The 18,374-nt window shown below is 60.5% G+C and carries 17 protein-coding genes; 13 read left to right on the top strand and 4 right to left on the bottom strand.

All coding sequences use genetic code 11. The annotated features are described in order from the left end of the window. The first annotated feature begins 161 nt into the window (after positions 1-161). On the top strand, positions 162-1,082 hold the full coding sequence (gene argF, locus DTP52_RS13710; RefSeq protein ID WP_109753841.1) for an ornithine carbamoyltransferase: 921 nt from the start codon (positions 162-164) through the stop codon (positions 1,080-1,082). Next, on the top strand, positions 1,079-2,188 hold the full coding sequence (locus tag DTP52_RS13705; RefSeq protein WP_109753840.1) for an ABC transporter ATP-binding protein: 1,110 nt from the start codon (positions 1,079-1,081) through the stop codon (positions 2,186-2,188). Before argF ends, DTP52_RS13705 begins: the two co-directional genes overlap by 4 nt. Before the next feature lie 139 nt (positions 2,189-2,327). On the opposite strand, the gene DTP52_RS13700 is transcribed toward DTP52_RS13705, so the two are convergent. Beyond that, positions 2,328-3,110, bottom strand: coding sequence for a PhzF family phenazine biosynthesis protein (locus DTP52_RS13700; RefSeq protein ID WP_109753839.1), 783 nt, complete (start codon positions 3,108-3,110; stop codon positions 2,328-2,330). Between the two features lie 182 nt (positions 3,111-3,292). Next, a complete protein-coding gene (gene ybaK, locus DTP52_RS13695) occupies positions 3,293-3,763 on the bottom strand; it encodes a Cys-tRNA(Pro) deacylase (RefSeq protein ID WP_109753838.1) in 471 nt (156 codons plus the stop codon). Positions 3,764-4,084: 321 nt separating this feature from the next. Between ybaK and DTP52_RS13690 the strand changes: the two genes are divergently transcribed. The 11 genes from DTP52_RS13690 (at position 4,085) to DTP52_RS13635 (ending at position 16,665) form a co-directional block, all read left to right on the top strand. Further along, positions 4,085-4,936: an MIP/aquaporin family protein gene (locus DTP52_RS13690; protein WP_109753837.1), complete on the top strand. Its 852-nt coding sequence runs from the start codon at positions 4,085-4,087 to the stop codon at positions 4,934-4,936. Between the two features lie 78 nt (positions 4,937-5,014). After that, entirely contained in the window at positions 5,015-6,520 is a 1,506-nt protein-coding gene (glpK, locus tag DTP52_RS13685; protein WP_109753836.1) for a glycerol kinase GlpK, read from the top strand. 85 nt (positions 6,521-6,605) lie between these two features. Then, a complete protein-coding gene (locus DTP52_RS13680; RefSeq protein WP_109753835.1) occupies positions 6,606-7,361 on the top strand; it encodes a DeoR/GlpR family transcriptional regulator in 756 nt (251 codons plus the stop codon). A 314-nt stretch (positions 7,362-7,675) separates the two neighbouring features. Next, positions 7,676-9,214 (top strand): glycerol-3-phosphate dehydrogenase, encoded by a 1,539-nt coding sequence (gene glpD / locus DTP52_RS13675; protein ID WP_109753834.1) that lies wholly within the window; start codon positions 7,676-7,678, stop codon positions 9,212-9,214. 450 nt (positions 9,215-9,664) lie between these two features. Next, on the top strand, positions 9,665-10,579 hold the full coding sequence (locus DTP52_RS13670; RefSeq protein ID WP_109753833.1) for a glutamate/aspartate ABC transporter substrate-binding protein: 915 nt from the start codon (positions 9,665-9,667) through the stop codon (positions 10,577-10,579). A 190-nt stretch (positions 10,580-10,769) separates the two neighbouring features. After that, a complete protein-coding gene (locus DTP52_RS13665; RefSeq protein ID WP_018614191.1) occupies positions 10,770-11,516 on the top strand; it encodes an amino acid ABC transporter permease in 747 nt (248 codons plus the stop codon). Next, a complete protein-coding gene (locus DTP52_RS13660; protein WP_109753832.1) occupies positions 11,516-12,187 on the top strand; it encodes an amino acid ABC transporter permease in 672 nt (223 codons plus the stop codon). The genes DTP52_RS13665 and DTP52_RS13660 overlap by 1 nt, the downstream gene beginning before the upstream one ends. Further along, positions 12,184-12,918, top strand: a complete 735-nt coding sequence (locus DTP52_RS13655; protein ID WP_003204983.1) for an amino acid ABC transporter ATP-binding protein — start codon at positions 12,184-12,186, stop codon at positions 12,916-12,918. Before DTP52_RS13660 ends, DTP52_RS13655 begins: the two co-directional genes overlap by 4 nt. Positions 12,919-13,084: 166 nt before the next feature. Beyond that, positions 13,085-14,986: an ATP-binding protein gene (locus DTP52_RS13645; protein ID WP_109753831.1), complete on the top strand. Its 1,902-nt coding sequence runs from the start codon at positions 13,085-13,087 to the stop codon at positions 14,984-14,986. Further along, the gene (locus DTP52_RS13640; protein WP_109753830.1) at positions 14,983-16,311 is read left to right on the top strand and encodes a sigma-54 dependent transcriptional regulator; all 1,329 of its coding nucleotides are present in this window, start codon (positions 14,983-14,985) and stop codon (positions 16,309-16,311) included. The genes DTP52_RS13645 and DTP52_RS13640 overlap by 4 nt, the downstream gene beginning before the upstream one ends. A 24-nt stretch (positions 16,312-16,335) precedes the next feature. Continuing rightward, positions 16,336-16,665 (top strand): GlpM family protein, encoded by a 330-nt coding sequence (locus DTP52_RS13635; RefSeq protein ID WP_162893920.1) that lies wholly within the window; start codon positions 16,336-16,338, stop codon positions 16,663-16,665. Positions 16,666-16,675: 10 nt separating this feature from the next. On the opposite strand, the gene DTP52_RS13630 is transcribed toward DTP52_RS13635, so the two are convergent. Then, a complete protein-coding gene (locus tag DTP52_RS13630; protein ID WP_109753828.1) occupies positions 16,676-17,290 on the bottom strand; it encodes an NAD(P)-dependent oxidoreductase in 615 nt (204 codons plus the stop codon). 187 nt (positions 17,291-17,477) lie between these two features. Next, positions 17,478-18,356: an MBL fold metallo-hydrolase gene (locus DTP52_RS13625; protein ID WP_109753827.1), complete on the bottom strand. Its 879-nt coding sequence runs from the start codon at positions 18,354-18,356 to the stop codon at positions 17,478-17,480. Positions 18,357-18,374 lie beyond the last annotated feature (18 nt).

Raw genomic sequence — 18,374 nt, 5'->3', positions numbered from 1 at the left:
CCCAAAAACCGTAGCCCTATTGGTAAGACGCGACATTTAATTATAAGATCGCGCCTTCCCCTATTTCGTCGCCCCGTGCGGCTTTTGCCGCAGGTCTCGCCCGTTTTTTGAATAAACAAGGCTTTGAGCATCTGCGGTCAGTTACAAAAAGGTAGTCAATCATGAGCGCAAGGCACTTTCTCTCCCTGATGGATTTCACGCCCGATGAGTTGCTCGGTGTGATCCGTCGAGGCGTGGAGCTCAAGGACCTGCGTAACCGCGGCGTACTGTTCGAGCCCTTGAAAAACCGTGTGTTGGGGATGATCTTCGAGAAATCATCGACCCGCACGCGCATCTCTTTCGAAGCCGGCATGATCCAACTGGGCGGCCAGGCGATCTTCCTGTCGCCGCGCGACACCCAGCTGGGCCGTGGCGAACCCATCAGCGATTGCGCCATCGTCATGTCGAGCATGTTGGACGCGATGATGATCCGTACCTTTGCCCACAGCACCCTGACCGAGTTCGCGGCCCACTCCCGCGTACCCGTCATCAATGGCCTGTCCGATGACCTGCACCCCTGCCAGTTACTGGCCGACATGCAGACCTTCCTCGAACACCGTGGCTCGATCCAGGGCAAGACCGTGGCCTGGATCGGCGACGGCAACAACATGTGCAACAGCTATATAGAAGCGGCGCTTCAATTCGACTTCCAACTGCGCATTGCCTGCCCTGAAGGTTATGACCCCAATGCCGAGCTGCTCGCCAAGGCCGCGGACCGGGTGTCCATCGTCCGCGATCCGAAACAGGCCGTGGCCGGCGCGCATCTGGTAAGCACCGACGTCTGGACCTCCATGGGCCAGGAAGAGGAAACCGCCAAGCGCCTCAAGCTGTTCGCACCGCTCCAGGTCAACCGGGCATTGCTCGACCTGGCGGATGCCGACGTGTTGTTCATGCACTGCCTGCCTGCCCACCGTGGCGAGGAAATCAGCTTCGACCTGCTGGATGATCCACGCTCGGTGGCATGGGACCAGGCAGAGAATCGCCTCCATGCGCAAAAGGCCCTGCTCGAGTTCCTGGTCGAGCCGGCGTATCACCACGCATGAGTCACCCCCTGCTGCTGAACTTGCACAACCTGGCCTGCGGTTATCAAGACCAACGGGTGGTCCAGAACCTCAACTTGCACCTCAATGCCGGTGATATCGGTTGCCTGCTCGGTTCGTCCGGGTGCGGCAAGACCACGACGTTGCGCGCCATCGCCGGCTTCGAACCGGTGCACGAGGGTGAAATCCAACTGGCCGGGGAAACCATTTCCCGCGCCGGCTTCACCCTCGCCCCGGAGAAACGCCGCATCGGCATGGTGTTCCAGGACTACGCCCTGTTTCCCCACCTGAGCGTGGCCGAGAACATTGCCTTTGGCATTCGCAAACATCCGGACAAGGATCGTGTCGTCGAAGAATTGCTGGAACTGGTCAACCTCAAGCACCTGGGCAAGCGTTTTCCCCATGAACTTTCCGGTGGCCAGCAACAGCGCGTGGCCCTGGCCCGCGCGCTGGCACCAGCACCACAGCTGCTGTTGCTCGATGAACCGTTTTCCAATCTCGATGGCGAGCTGCGCCGCAAGCTCAGCCATGAAGTGCGGGACATTCTCAAGGCCCGCGGCACCAGCGCGATCCTGGTCACCCACGACCAGGAAGAAGCCTTCGCCGTGAGTGACCATGTCGGGGTGTTCAAGGAAGGTCGACTGGAACAGTGGGACACGCCCTACAACCTGTATCACGAACCACTGACACCGTTCGTCGCCAGTTTCATTGGCCAGGGCTACTTCATTCGCGGCCGACTCGAGAGCCCGGAATCGGTGCAGACCGAGCTGGGCATCCTGCGTGGCAACCGTGCCTACACCTGGCCCATCGGCGGTGCGGTGGATGTGTTGCTGCGCCCGGACGATATCGTCTACGCACCGGACAGCCCGCTCACCGCCAAAATCGTCGGCAAGACTTTCCTGGGTGCGTCAACCTTGTATCGCCTGCAATTACCGACAGGCGCGCAATTGGAATCGATCTTCCCCAGCCATGCCGACCATCAGGTCGAGGCCAGTGTGGGCATCCGCGTCGCGGCTGAACACCTGGTGTTGTTCCAGGCCTCGGGCAGCACGGCGGCGCATCTACCACCGGTGGAAAGCGGCGTGCGGCGTCACAGCACCTCCAGCTAAAACCTGAAGAAATGCAAAATTCTGTGTGAGCGAGCCTGCTCGCGATGACGTAGGCACATTCAGCATCGATGCAAGCTGAGCCGCCGCCATCGCGAGCAGGCTCGCTCACACATTCGATCTCATTGGCTGGAGTGCAGAGTCAACCCAGCATCAACGTTCCACTGGCCACCAACGTCGCATTCCCGCCAATCTTCACCCGCTCACCTTCCAGCCGGCAAAACAAAGCCCCACCCCTGGCCGAGCACTGATAAGCCGTCAGCCCGTGCTTACCCAAACGCTTGGACCAGTATGGAATCAGGCTGCAGTGGGTCGAGCCCGTCACCGGGTCTTCGTTGATGCCAATCGCCGGGGCAAAGTAGCGCGAGACAAAATCATGCTTGCTCCCCGGCGCAGTCACGATAGCCCCGGGCCAAGGCAGTTTTGCCAAGGCCACCATGTCCGGCTTGCAATCGAGCACCGCTTGCTCCGACTCCAGCACCACAAACAGTTCGTTGGAACTCAGCACATCCACCGCTTCGACGCCCAAGGCACTCTGCACGGCCAGGGAGGCGCCCAATTCGGCAGGCACGATGGCCGGAAAATCCAGCCACAGCCGATCACCCTCACGCGTCACGCTCAACGAACCGGACCGGCAGATGAAATCCAGGCGCTCGACCGTTTCGTGATAGACCTCGAACAGCACATAAGCGCTGGCCAACGTGGCGTGCCCACACAGCGGCACTTCGGTGGTGGGCGTGAACCAACGAATATGCCAATGCTGGCCTTCACGCACCAGAAACGCGGTTTCAGCCAGGTTGTGTTCGGCGGCGATCTTCTGCATCAAGTCGTCGGCCAGCCAGCCGTCGAGCCGATAGACCATCGCCGGGTTACCGCCGAACGGCCGATCACTGAACGCATCGACCTGATGAAACGCAAGCTGCATGGCACTTCTCCTTTTTTATGCGCCAGCATGCGACGCAGCGGCACGGCTTATCCAGTGACAGATCAGCAGAATTTTCACCCTACAGCCTGGGGATAGAAGATCTGACGCCAAGCTTAGCCTTTCACACCCTTGTGGCGAGGGCACTTGTTTGCGCCTGGCTGCGCAGCAGGCACCGACTCTATTCAAGCACGCCCGATATCAGCGAATGCCGCCCCGGTGTGCTCCTTCAATACCGAAGGCGCCAACTCGACTTCCAACCCGCGCCTCCCCGCACTGACAAACATAGTGGCGAGCGGCTGTGCGGAGCTGTCGATAAAAGTGCGCAGGCGCTTCTTCTGCCCCAGCGGGCTGATGCCGCCGAGCAGATAACCGGTCGAACGCTGCGCGGCGGCCGGGTCGGCCATTTCGACTTTCTTCACCCCGGCGGCATGGGCCAGGCCTTTCAAATCCAGGGTCCCGGCCACTGGCACCACCGCCACCAGCAATTCACCTTTTTCGCTCGCCGCCAACAACGTCTTGAACACTTGCGCCGGATCCAGGCCGAGCTTTTCCGCCGCTTCCAAGCCGTACGACGCGGCCTTGGGATCGTGCTCATAACTGTGGATGCGATGTTCGGCGCGCACTTTCTTAAGCAAATCCAACGCGGGTGTCATGACCGCTCCTGACAAGGAAATCAAAAAAGAGTGGCCGGATTCTAAGCCATCGCCCACGAAAAGGCTTGGCACACCGCGACCGTCACGGTGACACGCCGCTGGCGGGTAAGTCATTCACGCCGCGAATAGTTGAAATGTGACCGATGGTTCACTTTCGACCTTTGACACCAGCGTTTCTTGTCTATATTTTTTCGAAACTGAAAGTAATATCGCAGGTCTCAAGCAGCAACCCGAGATCAGGATGGGGATCCTGCCTCGGCGCGGAATGCGCAATCGAGCTTTGTCGAAGGCGCAGCAAAACAACAAAAAACCGAGGTTTGAATGACAATTGCTTTACAACAGCCGTCCCTGTCCAGCCAATGCCTGGCCGAATTCCTGGGCACTGCCCTGCTGATCTTTTTCGGCACCGGCTGCGTCGCAGCGCTCAAGGTCGCGGGTGCGAGTTTCGGCCTGTGGGAAATCAGCATCATCTGGGGCGTCGGCGTCAGCATGGCGATCTATCTGAGCGCCGGCATTTCCGGCGCCCATCTCAACCCCGCGGTCAGCATTGCCCTGTGCATTTTCACTGACTTCGAGAAGCGCAAACTGCCTCTCTACATGGTTTCCCAAGTGGCCGGCGCTTTTTGCGGCGCCCTCTTGGTCTACACGCTGTACAGCAATCTATTCTTCGATTTCGAACAGTCCCGCCACATGATTCGCGGCACTGAAGCGAGCCTCGAACTGGCCTCGGTGTTTTCCACCTACCCGCACGCAGCGCTGTCCACCGGCCAAGCCTTTCTCGTGGAAGTGATCATCACGGCCATCCTGATGGGGGTAATCATGTCCCTGACCGATGACAACAATGGCTTGCCCCGTGGCCCATTGGCGCCGCTGCTGATCGGCCTGCTGATCGCGGTGATCGGCAGCTCCATGGGACCACTGACAGGCTTTGCGATGAACCCGGCGCGGGACTTCGGTCCTAAACTGATGACTTTCTTCGCCGGCTGGGGTGAAATTTCCCTCACGGGTGGACGCGACATCCCGTATTTCCTGGTTCCGATTTTTGCACCGATCGTGGGTGCGTGCCTCGGTGCCGCGGCCTATCGCGGCTTGATTGCCCGCCACCTGCCCAGCGCCATAACTGCTACAAAGGATGCAACACCTTCCATTGACGGTAAGCCCAGAACGTCCTGAATACAGTGGGCGCATGCTCCTACCCCTTCAAGCGTGCGCCATGGTCTCTCCCTTTTTTTACGTCCCAAGGCAATCGACATGACCGACATACAGAACAAGAACTACATCATTGCCCTCGACCAGGGTACGACCAGCTCGCGCGCGATCATTTTCGACCGTGACGCCAACGTGGTCTGCACCGCCCAGCGCGAATTCGCCCAGCATTATCCGCAGGCCGGCTGGGTCGAACACGACCCGATGGAAATCTTCGCCACCCAGAGCGCGGTCATGGTCGAAGCCCTGGCCCAGGCTGGCCTGCACCATGACCAGGTGGCCGCCATCGGTATCACCAACCAGCGCGAAACCACCGTCGTCTGGGACAAGACCACCGGCCGGCCGATCTACAACGCCATCGTCTGGCAATGCCGCCGCAGTACCGAGATCTGCCAACAGCTCAAGCGCGACGGCCACGAGCAATACATCAGCGAAACCACCGGCCTGGTCACCGACCCATACTTCTCCGGCACCAAGCTCAAGTGGATCCTGGACAACGTCGAAGGCAGCCGCGAGCGTGCACGCAACGGAGAACTGCTGTTCGGCACCGTCGACAGCTGGCTGATCTGGAAATTCACCGGCGGCAAGGTCCACGTCACCGACTACACCAACGCCTCGCGCACCATGCTCTTCAACATTCACTCACTGGAGTGGGACGCGAAGATGCTCGACATCCTCGACATCCCCCGCGAAATGCTCCCGGAAGTGAAATCGTCCTCGGAGATTTACGGCCGCACCAAAAGCGGCATCGCTATTGGCGGCATCGCTGGTGACCAGCAGGCCGCTCTTTTCGGCCAGATGTGCGTGGAGCCGGGCCAAGCGAAAAACACCTACGGCACCGGCTGCTTCCTGCTGATGAACACCGGCGAAAAAGCCGTCAAATCCAATCACGGCATGCTCACCACCATCGCCTGCGGTCCCCGCGGCGAAGTGGCCTATGCCTTGGAAGGCGCGGTATTCAATGGCGGCTCCACGGTCCAATGGCTGCGCGATGAACTGAAGATCATCAACGACGCGCTGGATACCGAATACTTTGCCAACAAGGTCAAGGACAGCAACGGCGTGTACCTGGTGCCCGCCTTCACCGGCCTCGGCGCGCCGTATTGGGACCCTTATGCCCGCGGCGCGTTGTTTGGCCTGACCCGCGGCGTACGGGTCGATCACATCATTCGCGCGGCACTGGAGTCGATTGCCTACCAGACCCGCGACGTACTCGACGCCATGCAGCAGGATTCGGGTGAACGCCTCAGGGCCCTGCGCGTCGACGGCGGCGCGGTGGCGAACAACTTCCTGATGCAATTCCAGGCCGACATCCTGGGCACCCAGGTCGAGCGGCCGAAAATGCGTGAAACCACGGCCTTGGGTGCTGCCTACCTGGCCGGCCTGGCATGTGGCTTCTGGGGCAGCCTGGAAGAACTGCGCGGCAAAGCGGTGATCGAGCGCGAATTCGAACCGCAACTGGACGAACAGGCGAAGGAAAAACTCTACGCCGGCTGGCAGAAGGCGGTCAGTCGCACCCGTGATTGGGAGCCCCATGAAGACGCTGAATAAAACCCGATGAGGTTCTGAAACTGGTCGGGAGTGGATTCCTGCGGCATCATGGGCAAATTTTGTACGGCAGCCCAAAGGAAGCCCCATGAATCTGCCTCCCCGCCAGCAGCAAATTCTCGAACTGGTCCGCGAACGCGGCTATGTCAGCATCGAGGAAATGGCGCAGCTATTCGTCGTTACCCCGCAAACCATCCGCCGTGATATCAACCAACTGGCGGAAGTGAACCTGCTGCGCCGCTACCACGGCGGCGCCGCCTACGACTCAAGCGTGGAAAACACCGCCTACGCCATGCGCGCCGATCAGATGCGCGATGAAAAGCAACGCATCGCCGAAGCCATCGCCGCCCAGATCCCCGATCATGCCTCGCTGTTCATCAACATCGGTACCACCACCGAATCCATCGCCCGTGCGCTGCTTAATCACAACCATCTGAAAGTCATCACCAATAACCTGCACGTGGCTTCGATCCTCAGTGCCAAGGACGACTTCGAAGTCCTGATCGCCGGCGGCAACGTACGGCGTGACGGCGGCGTGGTGGGCCAGGCCAGCGTCGACTTCATCAACCAGTTCAAGGTCGACTTCGCCCTGGTGGGCATCAGCGGGATCGATGAAGACGGCAGCCTGCTGGACTTCGACTATCAGGAAGTACGAGTCTCCCAAGCCATCATCGCCAACGCCCGGCAAGTTATATTGGCCGCGGACTCCAGCAAATTCGGGCGTAACGCCATGGTCCGCTTGGGCCCCATCAGCCTGATCGATTGCCTGGTGACCGACCAGCAACCGGTGCCGGCTTTGGCGCAATTGCTGAGCCAACACAAGATTCGGCTGGAGGTGGTCTGACGACCTCCTCAATACCCTGTGGCAAGGGTGCTGTGGGAGCATGGCTTGCCCGCGATGAAGGCGACACAGTTTCTACATAGAACGAGGCGCCTGTTTCGCGAGGAAGCTTTTTTCCACAAATCCCTCTCGCCACAAAAGCGTGCCCAGGCACCTTCCCCCTTCCTTCCATGTTCGAAAATTTTCCTTTCAGCTTCTCTTGATCAGTATTTTCAATCGAAGTTGACTGGCTGTTGCCGTCTTTATGGGCTAGTATTTTCGCAAATGAACATTTATGTTCGAATTCAAATATTACGAAAAGAGCCCGAGGCCAGCCGATGCCCACTTCTACCTTGCCTACGCCCCCTCTCGCCGAGATCTACGACATCGCCGTCATTGGCGGTGGTATCAACGGCGTGGGGATTGCCGCGGACGCTGCCGGTCGCGGTCTTTCGGTGTTCCTTTGCGAAAAGGACGACCTGGCCAGCCACACCTCATCGGCCAGCAGCAAGCTGATCCACGGCGGTCTGCGCTACCTCGAACATTATGAATTTCGCCTGGTGCGTGAAGCGCTGGCCGAGCGCGAAGTGCTGCTGGCCAAGGCTCCGCATATCGTCAAGCAAATGCGCTTCGTGCTGCCTCACCGTCCGCACCTGCGTCCGGCGTGGATGATTCGCGCAGGCCTGTTTCTCTACGATCACCTGGGCAAACGCGAACAGCTCGCTGGCTCCAAGAGTTTGAAATTCGGTGCCGACAGTGCGCTGAAAAGCGAGATCACCAAAGGTTTCGAATACTCCGACTGCTGGGTCGACGATGCGCGGCTGGTGGTGCTCAATGCCATGGCCGCCCGGGAAAAAGGTGCGCATGTCCACACCCGCACCCGCTGCGTGAACGCCCGCCGCAGCAAAGGCCTGTGGCACTTGCACCTGGAGCGCGCCGACGGCAGCCTGTTTTCGATCCGCGCCAAGGCACTGGTCAACGCCGCCGGCCCGTGGGTCGCCAAGTTCATTCGCGATGACCTGAAGCTGGAATCGCCCTACGGCATTCGCCTGATCCAGGGCAGCCACCTGATCGTGCCGAAACTCTACGAAGGCGAGCATGCGCACATTCTTCAAAACGAAGACCAGCGCATCGTATTCACCATTCCGTACCTGAACCAGTTCACCCTGATCGGCACGACTGATCGCGAATACACCGGTGATCCGGCCAAAGTAGCGATCACCGAAGGCGAAACCGATTACCTGTTGAAGGTGGTCAACGCCCACTTCAAGAAACAGATCAGCCGCGACGATATCCTGCACAGCTATTCCGGCGTGCGTCCGCTGTGCAACGACGAATCCGACAACCCGTCGGCCGTGACCCGGGACTACACCCTGGCGCTGTCGGGTGGCGGTGAAGAGGCCCCCTTGTTGTCGGTATTCGGTGGCAAGCTGACCACCTACCGCAAACTGGCCGAATCGGCGATGGCGCAACTGAGCCCCTATTTCACGCAAATGCGTCCGAGCTGGACCGCCGTGGAAGCCCTCCCCGGCGGCGAAAACATGACCACCCCGCAGGCACTGTGCTCGGCGATCCGCGACAAGTTCGACTGGTTGCCAACCGAGATTGCCCGCCGCTGGGCCACCACCTACGGCAGCCGCACCTGGCGCATGCTCGAAGGCGTGCACAACCTGGGCGACCTGGGCGAGCATATCGGCGCCGGCCTCTATACCCGCGAAGTCGATTATCTGTGCAGCGACGAGTGGGCCGTCGATGCCCAGGACATCCTGTGGCGCCGCAGCAAACTGGGCTTGTTCACCACTGCGGTCGAACAGGAGAAGCTGCAACAGTACCTGGACAAGGTCGAGCACAACCGTCGCAAGATCGAAGCGGCCTGAACAATAGACTGCGATACCAAAAGCCCCTGAATCCTGCGATTCAGGGGCTTTTTGCTCTCTGGCATACATCACTTATCCCTTGTGGGAGCGAGCCTGCTCGCGATAGCGGTATGTCAGCCCCTTAGATGTAGATGCTAATGCCTCATCGCGAGCAGGCTCGCTCCCACAGTGGTTTGATGTTGGGTGCCAGAGCCATTCGGTTTTCCGAACACGACCCGCCAGTCAGTTCGGCTAACCGGATGAAGCAGCCCGCATGAAACCTGAAACAAAACATTAATTACCAAATAAAACAACAAGTTAAACAGACCGTCCTGGCCTGGCACGAGTCATGCTCTACACTCCTGGAGACGAATGCCTGTTCGCCAACACAACAGGAGCTACCAGGCACTTCGAAGTACTCAGGGCCGACGAACCGGCCGAAATAAAAAAAACAATGTCGAGGAAACATCGATGCGTATCGTTCCCCATCTCCTGGGCGCAGCCATTGCTGCCGCTCTGATCAGCACTCCGGTTTTCGCAGCCGAACTGACCGGCACACTGAAAAAGATCAAAGAGTCCGGCGTTATCACGCTTGGCCATCGCGACGCTTCCATTCCGTTCTCCTACATCGCAGACGCTTCCGGCAAGCCTGTCGGCTACTCTCACGACATCCAGCTCAAAGTCGTCGAAGCGATCAAGAAAGACCTGGACCTGCCCAACCTGCAGGTCAAGTACAACCTGGTCACCTCGCAAACCCGTATCCCGCTGGTGCAAAACGGCACCGTGGACCTGGAATGCGGCTCCACCACCAACAACGTCGAGCGTCAGCAGCAGGTTGACTTCTCCGTTGGCATCTTCGAGATCGGCACCAAGCTGCTGTCCAAGAAAGATTCCAAGTACAAGGATTTCGACGACCTCAAAGGCAAGAACGTCGTGACCACCGCCGGCACCACGTCCGAGCGCCTGCTCAAGGCGATGAACGCCGACAAGCAGATGGGCATGAACGTCATCTCCGCCAAGGACCATGGCGAATCCTTCCAGATGCTGGAATCGGGCCGTGCCGTCGCGTTCATGATGGACGACGCCCTGCTGGCTGGCGAAGCCGCCAAGGCCAAGAAAGCCGATGACTGGGCCGTGACCGGTACGCCACAGTCCTACGAAATCTACGGCTGCATGATGCGCAAGGGCGACGAGCCGTTCAAAAAAGCTGTCGATGACGCCATCAAGGCGACCTACGCTTCGGGCGAGATCAACAAGATCTACGAGAAGTGGTTCATGCAACCTATCCCGCCAAAAGGCCTGAACCTGAACTTCCCGATGAGCGAAGAGCTCAAGAAATTGATCGCCAACCCGACCGACAAAGCGGCTGACGACAAGAAGTCCTGATTTCTGACTAACCTTATCTCCTGAAGGGGCCCGGCCCTTTCAGGGGATGGTCACTCCCTGCTGGCAAATCTGGAAACACTCGAACCGGTGGCTGTCGAGCCGATCGCGTGTGCCTGGCCTCCAAGCCGGGCGGGAACGGAGTTTCCCCAGGCGGGCACTTGTACATCGAACGATCTGAGGGGAGACCCTAATGAATTACAACTGGGACTGGGGCGTGTTCTTCAAGTCCACCGGCGTGGGCAGCGAGACCTATCTCGACTGGTACGTGGCCGGCCTGGGCTGGACCATCGCCATCGCCGTCGTGGCCTGGATCATAGCCCTGCTGCTGGGCTCGATTCTGGGTGTGATGCGTACCGTGCCGAACCGGCTGGTGTCGGGTATCGCCACGTGCTACGTGGAGCTTTTCCGTAACGTGCCGCTGCTGGTTCAGCTGTTCATCTGGTACTTCCTGGTGCCGGACCTGCTGCCCGCCGATATGCAGGAGTGGTACAAACAGGACCTGAACCCGACCACCTCGGCCTACCTGAGCGTCGTCGTGTGCCTGGGCCTGTTCACCGCCGCCCGGGTCTGCGAACAGGTGCGTACCGGCATCCAGGCACTGCCGCGCGGCCAGGAATCCGCCGCCCGCGCCATGGGCTTCAAGCTGCCGCAGATCTACTGGAACGTGCTGCTGCCCCAGGCCTACCGGATCATCATTCCGCCGCTTACCTCGGAATTCCTCAACGTCTTCAAGAACTCCTCCGTGGCCTCGCTGATCGGCCTCATGGAACTGCTCGCGCAGACCAAGCAGACCGCCGAGTTCTCCGCCAACCTGTTCGAAGCCTTTACCCTGGCAACGCTGATCTATTTCACCTTGAACATGAGCCTGATGCTGCTCATGCGCATGGTCGAGAAGAAAGTCGCGGTGCCCGGCCTGATCTCCGTGGGGGGTAAATAATGGAATTCGACTTCACTGGCATCATCCCGGCCATTCCCGGTTTGTGGAACGGCATGGTGATGACCCTCAAGCTGATGGCCCTGGGCGTCGTCGGCGGGATCATTCTGGGGACGATCCTGGCGCTGATGCGCCTGTCCCACAACAAGCTGGTCTCCAATATCGCGGGCGCCTACGTCAACTATTTCCGCTCGATTCCGCTGCTGCTGGTCATCACCTGGTTCTACCTGGCGGTGCCGTTCGTGCTGCGCTGGATCACCGGCGAAGACACGCCCATCGGCGCGTTCGGCTCCTGCGTCGTGGCATTCATGATGTTCGAGGCGGCGTACTTCTGCGAAATCGTCCGGGCCGGCGTGCAGTCGATCCCCAAGGGCCAGATGGGTGCCGCCCAGGCGCTGGGGATGAATTACGGCCAGACCATGCGCCTGATCATCCTGCCCCAGGCGTTTCGCAAGATGACCCCGCTGCTGCTGCAACAGAGCATCATCCTGTTTCAGGACACCTCGCTGGTCTACACGGTCGGCCTGGTGGACTTCCTCAATGCTTCGCGGGCCAATGGCGACATCATCGGCCGCTCCAATGAGTTCCTGATCATCGCAGGTCTCGTGTACTTCACAATCAGCTTTGCCGCCTCGCTGCTGGTCAAGCGTCTGCAAAAAAGGTTCGCCGTATGATCTCTATCAAGAACATCAACAAGTGGTATGGGGACTTCCAGGTACTGACCAATTGCAGCACCGAGGTCAGCAAGGGTGAGGTTGTGGTGGTGTGCGGGCCATCGGGCTCGGGCAAATCCACGCTGATCAAATGCGTGAACGCCCTGGAACCGTTCCAGAAAGGCGACATCGTGGTCGATGGCACGTCCATCGCCGACCCGAAGACCAACCTGCCGAAACTGCGCTCGCGGGTGGGCATGGTGTTCCAGCATTTCGAACTGTTCCCGCACCTGACCATCACCGAAAACCTGACCATCGCGCAGATCAAGGTGTTGGGGCGCAGCAAGGAAGAAGCCACCAAGAAAGGCCTGCAACTGCTTGAACGGGTTGGTCTCTCGGCCCACGCCCACAAGCACCCGGGCCAGCTCTCCGGCGGCCAGCAACAGCGCGTGGCGATTGCCCGTGCGCTGGCGATGGACCCGGTGGTGATGCTGTTCGACGAACCGACCTCGGCCCTTGACCCGGAAATGGTCAACGAAGTGCTCGACGTGATGGTGCAACTGGCTCACGAAGGCATGACCATGATGTGCGTGACCCACGAAATGGGCTTCGCCCGCAAAGTGGCGAACCGGGTGATCTTCATGGACCAGGGCCAGATCATCGAAGACTGCAAGAAAGAAGAGTTCTTCGGCGACATCAGCGCCCGCTCCGAACGCGCGCAGCATTTCCTCGAGAAAATCCTGCAGCACTAAAAGCACGTTTGCGCAAAACCCTGTAGGAGCGAGCCTGCTCGCGATGACGCCGGCACAGTCAACATCGATGTTGAATGTAAGTCCGCTATCGCGAGCAGGCTCGCTCCCACAAGGGGATCGATGTCGGCATAAGGATTTGTGTTGTGGTTGACCCAAGGCATCTGTGATGAAATGCGACCCCACCCTCTATCGCGCCGCGCCGCCATCACTCGCCGTGAAACCCCGCCTGATTCGCCATCTGTTCCTGCCGCCCCTGGTCATCGCCCTGATGATCGGCCTGGGTTACCTCGGCTTCTGGATCAGCGAACACTATGGCGTACGTGGCCTCGCCGAGAATGGCGAGCGCCAGTTGGAGCTGCACGCCCGTGCGGTCGAGAGCGAGATCAGCAAGTACACCTACCTGCCCAGCCTGCTGGAGCTTGAATCGAGCGTCTCGCAACTGCTCGACGACCCTACGCCCGAACATCGCAAAACCGTCAACGAATACCTCGAAGGCCTGAACCGCCGCAGCCGCAGCCGAGCTATCTACGTGATGGACACCACCGGCCGGGTGATGGCCACCAGCAACTGGCGCGACGTCGACAGTTACCTGGGCGAGGACCTGTCGTTTCGCGCCTATTTCCAGAACGCCGTACGCGGCCAGCCGGGGCGGTTCTACGGCATCGGCAGCACCAATGGCGAACCCGGCTATTACCTGGCCCATGGTCTGGAACAACAAGGCAAGATCATCGGCGTGGCCGTGGTCAAGGTGCGCCTCGAAGCCATGGAAGAGCGCTGGCAACGAGCACGGCTGGAGGCCTTCGTCAGTGATGAGAACGGCATCATCATCCTGTCCAGCGACCCGGCGCGACGGCTCAAGTCGGTACGCCCGCTGAGCGACGACACCAAGGAACGCCTGGCCCGCAGCCTGCAATATTACTGGTTTCCGCTCAATGAACTGGTGCCCCTGGCCCGGGAACGCCTGGCCGAAGGCATGGAGAAGCTGACCTTCCCGGCCAATAGCGAACTGGTGTCCGACGAGCGCGCCATCAGCTATTTGTCGCAGACCCGGCCCTTGAGCGATACCCCGTGGAATTTCACTCTGCTCACCCCTCTCGAAGACCTGCGGCGCCAGGCGATCAACCAAGGCATCCTGGTGGCCGTGGCGTTCGCCTTGGTGGCGTTCCTGCTGATCGCCTGGAATGAACGGCGCAAGGTCATCGCCACCCGCCTCGCCGCCCGGGAAGCCTTGCAGGAAGCCAACAACCAGCTCGAACGTCGGATTACCGAACGCACCACCGACCTGCGTGCCAGCAACGAACGACTCAAGGGCCAGATCCGCGAGCGGCGCCAGGCCGAAGAGACGTTGCGCCGAGCCCAGGACGAACTGGTCCAGGCCGGCAAACTGGCGGCCATCGGCCAGATGTCCACCAGCATCGCCCATGAACTCAACCAGCCGCTGGCGGCGCTGCGCACCTTGTCCGGCAATACCGTGCGCTTCCTGGAGCGCGGTCAGTTGGACATCGCCAGCACCAACCTCAATACCATCAACGATTTGATCGACCGCATGGGCCGGATCACCGCCAGCCTGCGCGCCTTCGCCCGGCGCGGCGATGACCAGGGCCGGGCGAGCCTGGGCAAGGCCGTCGAGGCGGCGCTGCAACTGCTGGGCGGGCGCCTGGAAAGCCTGGACATCCAAATCCACAGCGGCTTCGATGACGTCCAATTGCAAATCGACCAGACCCGCCTGGAGCAGATCCTGGTGAACCTGATCGGCAATGCCCTGGACGCCATGCAGACGCAACCCGAGCCGAAACTGTGGCTCGAAGGCCAGGCCGCCGATGGCAAATATCGCCTGCGGGTGCGGGACAATGGCCACGGCATCGATCCAGAGGCCCGCAAGCATTTGTTCGAACCGTTCTTCACCACCAAACCTGGCGAACAGGGGCTGGGCCTGGGCCTGACGCTCTCGGCGAGCCTGGCCGCCGCCGCTGGCGGGCACCTGGGCGTCGAGTATCCGCTTGAACGTGGCACCACATTTGTCCTCAGTTTACCGTTGGTAAGCCTTTCACCTGCCGAGCCGCTATGAACCACGACCTGAGCGTACTGATCGTCGAAGACGACCCCCACGTCCTGCTGGGCTGCCAGCAGGCCCTGAGCCTGGAAGACATTCCCTGCATCGGCGTGGGCAGCGCCGAAGAGGCCCTGGAGCGCGTCGACGATAACTTTGCCGGCATCGTCATCAGCGACATTCGCCTGCCGGGCATCGACGGCCTGGAGCTGCTGACCCGCCTCAAGGCGCGGGACCGCAGCCTGCCAGTGGTGCTGATCACCGGCCACGGCGACATCTCCATGGCCGTGGGCGCCATGCAAAAAGGCGCCTATGACTTCATGGAGAAACCCTTCTCTCCGGAACGCCTGGTGGACGTCGCTCGCCGCGCCCTGGAGCAGCGCAGCCTGGCCCGAGAGGTGTCATCGCTGCGTCGGCAATTGGCCGAGCGCGACTCCCTGGAAGGCCGGATCATTGGCCGCTCGCCGGCCATGCAGCACCTGCGGGCGCTGATCGCCAACGTCGCCGACACCTCGGCCAACGTGCTGATCGAAGGCGAAACCGGCACCGGCAAGGAACTGGTCGCCCGCTGCCTGCATGACTTCAGCCGCCGCCACGACAAACAGTTCGTCGCGCTGAACTGCGGCGGTCTGCCGGAGAACCTGTTCGAAAGCGAGATTTTCGGCCACGAAGCCAATGCCTTCACCGGCGCCGGCAAACGCCGGATCGGCAAGATCGAGCACGCCGATGGCGGCACGCTGTTTCTCGACGAAGTGGAAAGCATGCCCCTGCCCTTGCAGATCAAGTTGCTGCGCGTGTTGCAGGAACGCACCCTCGAGCGCCTGGGTTCGAACCAGAGCGTGGCCGTGGATTGCCGGGTGATCGCCGCCACCAAGTCCGACCTGGACGAAATGGGCCGGAATGGGCAGTTTCGCAGCGACCTGTATTATCGCCTAAACGTAGTGACCCTGGAACTGCCACCACTGCGCGAGCGGCGCGAAGACATCCTGCAACTGTTCGAACACTTCCTCCAACAGTCGTCCCTGCGCTTCGACCGTACGGTGCCGGAGCTGGACAACCAGACCCTGTCGAACCTGATGAGCCACGACTGGCCGGGCAACGTGCGCGAGCTGCGCAACGTCGCCGAGCGCTATGCCCTGGGCCTGCCGGCGTTCAAGAGGTCCGGCGCCAGTGGCGCCAGCCAGGGCCTGGCCTTTGCCGAAGCAGTGGAAGCCTTCGAGCGCAACCTGCTGGTGGACGCCCTGCAACGCAGCGGTGGCAACCTGACCCAGGCCAGCCAGGAACTGGGCATGGCCAAGACCACGCTGTTCGACAAAGTCAAAAAATATGGCCTGAGCCATTAACCGGATGGTGAACGTGTGGACCTGATTTTCAAGGCGGCGCTGGGTGCGGCCGTGGTGGTCATTCTGGCGATGCTGGCCAAGACCAGGAACTATTACATCGCCGGGTTGGTGCCGCTGTTCCCGACCTTTGCCCTGATCGCCCACTACATCGTCGGCAAGGGCCGCTCGGTGGACGACCTGAAGACCACCATTGTGTTCGGCATGTGGTCGATCATTCCGTATTTCGTCTATCTCGCAACGCTGTACGTGATGGTCGACCGCATGCGCCTCGAAGCCTCATTGGCCGTCGCCGCCGTCGCCTGGCTGATGGCGGCGACGGTGCTGGTCACCGTTTGGGTGCGGGTTCACGGCTGATGCCTGTGGCTCAATAACCGACAGTAAACCGCGTGCGCGAAAACTGTGGCGTTTCCACTTCATCGATCATCGCAATGGCGTAGTCGGCAAAGCTGATCCAGCTGCGCCCGGCATCGTCGAACAGCAGGTGGTCCTTGCCGAGGCGGAATTGGCCGGTGCGTGCGGTTTCGACGAACTCCGCCGAAGGCGAAAGAAAGGTCCAATCCAGATCCTGTTCCTGGCGCAGTACATCCAGGAACAACGCACCGGCGCTGGCTTCTGCCAGGTATTCCTCCGGGAAGCCATCGCTGTCGATCACACGAGTGCCGTCCGGCAGCAGCAACGAGCCGGCCCCGCCGACCACCAGCAAACGCTTGACCCCGGCGGCCTTCACCGGCGCGATGAGCTTGTCGGCCGGTACGCTGGCAAAGTGAGCGGCACTGATCACCACATCATGCCCGGTGATCGCTGCGATCAACGCCTCGCTGTCCAATACGTCCAGTTGCTTGCTGACCACCCCGGCCCTTTCGCCGATTTTCGCGGTATTGCGAGCAATGGCCGTCACGCTGTGGCCTCGGCGCAGGGCCTCTTCCAACAGTTGGCTACCGGCACGCCCGGTGGCGCCGATGATTGCGATTTTGCTCATGATGTTCTCCATTGATTAACGATGTTTGAAATACATGCTCTTGTGGCGAGGGGATTTATCCCCGCTGGACTGCGAAGCAGTCCCAATGCGTCATATGCGATAGACCTGATGTAGCCCGGTCAGCCTTTTTTGGGGCTGCTTCGCAACCCAGCGGGGATAAATCCCCTCGCCACAACGGTGTTAGGTCTCACCACTTCATCTCCCCCTTCGCCACCTTGGCACTGAGCTCCAGGGAACTGTCCTCACCCAGGCTCGGGTAGCGTTGCTTCAGGGCGGCGATCAGCGCAGCGGAATCCTTGGCCTTGGCGGTTTCTTCATCGAAGGCCTTGATGTAACCGGCGGTGAAGCGCACCGGGACGAGGGAACGGGTGCTTTCACCCAGGTAGTGGCCCGGGATCACGGTGTCCGGTTGCAGCTTTTCAATGCCTGCCAGCGTCGTCAGCCAATCCTTATGGGACTGTGGCGTCTGGGTGTCGGCCATCCAGACATGAATGTTCTCGGCCACCACCACGCCGCCAACCACCGCCTTGATCGATGGAATCCACACGAAACTGCGGTCCGGCTGCGGGCCATCGAGGCCGACGATCTGCAAGCGCTGGCCTTCCAGGGTGAGGCTGTCGCCCTTGAGTACCTGTGGCACGACAGCCTTGGCCGGTGCATCGGCCTTCAGGATCGGCCCCCAATATTTCAGCTTGCCGTCGACGGTTTGCTTGATGTGCTCGACGGTCGGCGCGGACGCCAGCACCTTGGCCTCAGGGAACGCGGCGGTGAGGGTTTCCAGACCAAAATAGTAGTCTGGATCGCCGTGGCTGATGTAGATAGTGGTCAGTCGTTTACCACTGGCGCGAATTTTTTCCACGACTTGGGCCGCCTGGGACTTGCCGAACTGGGCATCCACCAGGATCGCTTCTTTCTCACCGCTGACCACTACCGAGGTCACCGGGAAGATCGCCGCCGCGCCAGGGTTGTAGACATCCAGCGTCAAGCTGGCCGCCCAGCTGTGGGCAGCGAATGCCATCGATGCGGTCGCCAGCAGCAGGTGCTTGAATGGGGTGAATACGGTCATGCTTGCTCCATTGTCCAA

The organism is Pseudomonas sp. 43mfcvi1.1, from assembly GCF_900115935.1.
In the GTDB taxonomy this organism is placed as follows: Bacteria; Pseudomonadota; Gammaproteobacteria; order Pseudomonadales; family Pseudomonadaceae; genus Aquipseudomonas; species Aquipseudomonas bijieensis.
This window is presented reverse-complemented; position numbering and strand designations above follow the sequence as displayed.